The sequence below is a fragment of the Kribbella antibiotica genome (genome assembly GCF_004349055.1).
Lineage (GTDB): Bacteria > Actinomycetota > Actinomycetes > Propionibacteriales > Kribbellaceae > Kribbella > Kribbella antibiotica.
The window spans coordinates 1-1817 of sequence record NZ_SMKX01000294.1 but is presented as its reverse complement, the minus strand read 5'-3'; the positions used below and the strand labels follow the sequence as shown (position 1 = coordinate 1817).

General features: G+C 70.9%; 1 protein-coding gene. It reads left to right on the top strand.

Annotated features, from left to right (window positions below; translation table 11 throughout):
• A partial coding sequence (locus E1263_RS42295; protein ID WP_238162077.1) for an MFS transporter occupies positions 1-1817 on the top strand: 1817 nt, incomplete at both ends.

The following is a 1817-nucleotide window of genomic DNA, read 5'->3' as shown; positions in this document are numbered from 1 at the left end:
GGCCGACACCCTCCGGCACCCCGCCGCCCGGTGCCGCCCGAGAGGGCCGTACGGCGCCCTCCGGCGACGCCGGTCGCGGTCCGGCGAGCGGTCGCGGATCGAGCGGTTCCGGATCGCGTGGCGCCGGGAGCGAACGCCGTACGGACAAGGCCGCGAAGAAGTCGGCCGGTGAGCGGGTCGGCGCGGCGCGGGAGCGGTTGGGGACGGCGGGACGAAAGTTCGGCCGGGCCTCGAAGGTCGGCGCGACCGGAGTCGCCGCGGCCTCCAAGAAGACGGCCAATGTCGGCGGGAACGTCGGCCGCTGGACAGGTCGGCGGATCAGCGGGCTGACCGGTGCGCAAGGCGCCCGCGAGTCGGGGCTGCAGCGGTTGATCGAGCTGGGCGCCGTCAACGCGGCCGGTGACACGGCGTTCGCGGTGTCACTCGCGGGGACGGTGTTCTTCACCGTCCCGAGCGACCAGGCGCGGGATCGCGTCGCACTGTTCCTGCTGCTGACGATGGCGCCGTTCGCGCTGATGGCTCCGCTGATCGGTCCGATCCTGGACCGGTTCCGCCACGGCCGTCGGTGGGCGATCGGCGCGACGCTCGGCGCGCGCGGGTTCCTCGTCTGGGGTCTGGCTGGCTCAATCACGGATAGCAGTTCGGTCTGGTTGTATCCGGCCGCGCTCGGTTGTCTCGTCGCTTCCAAGGCGTACGGCGTGACCCGAGCATCCGCCGTACCGAGGCTGCTCCCGAAGGAGATCACCCTCGTCACAGCCAACTCGCGCATCTCGCTCGCCGGGGTCGCGGGTGCGACCATCGGCGCCGGCATCGCGGGCGCGTTCGCGGCGATCGGTCCGCAGTGGTCGTTGCGCTGGGCCGCGCTGGTGTACCTGGTCGGTCTGATCCTCGCGATCCGGCTACCTTCCGCGGTCGACTCACCGGCCGGCGAGGAGGTCACCGGCGCGGCGGGTCGCGAGATGCGGCGGAAGGCGATCACCGAGGCCGTGTCGCGCGGTATCCGCTGCAACCTGGGACTGCGGTTCGTCTCCGGTTTCCTGACGATGTATCTAGCCTTCCTGCTCCGCGATCAGCCGCTCGCCGGGATCAACGGGACCGTCGCAGCCGGTGCGGTGGTCGCCGCGGCCGGCATCGGCAACAGCCTCGGCACCCTGGCCGGCTCGTTGCTCAGGGCCCGAAAACCGGAGTCCGTCGTACTGGTGGTTCTGCTCGCCGACGCGGTCATCGCCGTCCTGGTGGCGGTGTTCTACGGGTTCCCGATCCTGATCGCGCTCGGTCTGATCGCGGGGTCCTGCAGCTCACTCGGCAAGCTGTCGCTGGACGCGATGATCCAGCGCGACGTACCGGAGACCGTCCGTACGTCGGTCTTCGCGCGCTCGGAGACCGTTCTGCAACTGTCCTGGGTGATCGGCGGCGGCTTCGGCATCGTGTTGCCGCTCATCCCCCGGCTCGGATTCGGCTTCCTCGCCGCGGTTCTGCTGGTCGTGGTCTTCCTGGTCCTGCGGATGAAACCGTCCGGTGTCCCCGGTGTCGGCGGCCGCTCCCCCAAGCCCGCCGGCCCGCGGTCCCCCAAACCACCGGACACCGGTACGACGCGGACCATCCTCACCACGAGCATCGCCGAACAACGCGCCCACCGGTCCGGGCACCCCGACGAACCCGTCAACGAGCCCACCATCGAAGTACCGACCACCGGGAAGCCCGCAGTCGGCCAGTGGTGGAGCGGCCAGCCCGACGACGACACCCTCGACGAGCCGGCGCCAGGCTCCGAAGACCCCACCGTCGAAAACCACCGCCGCCCGCACAACCTGTCTCTT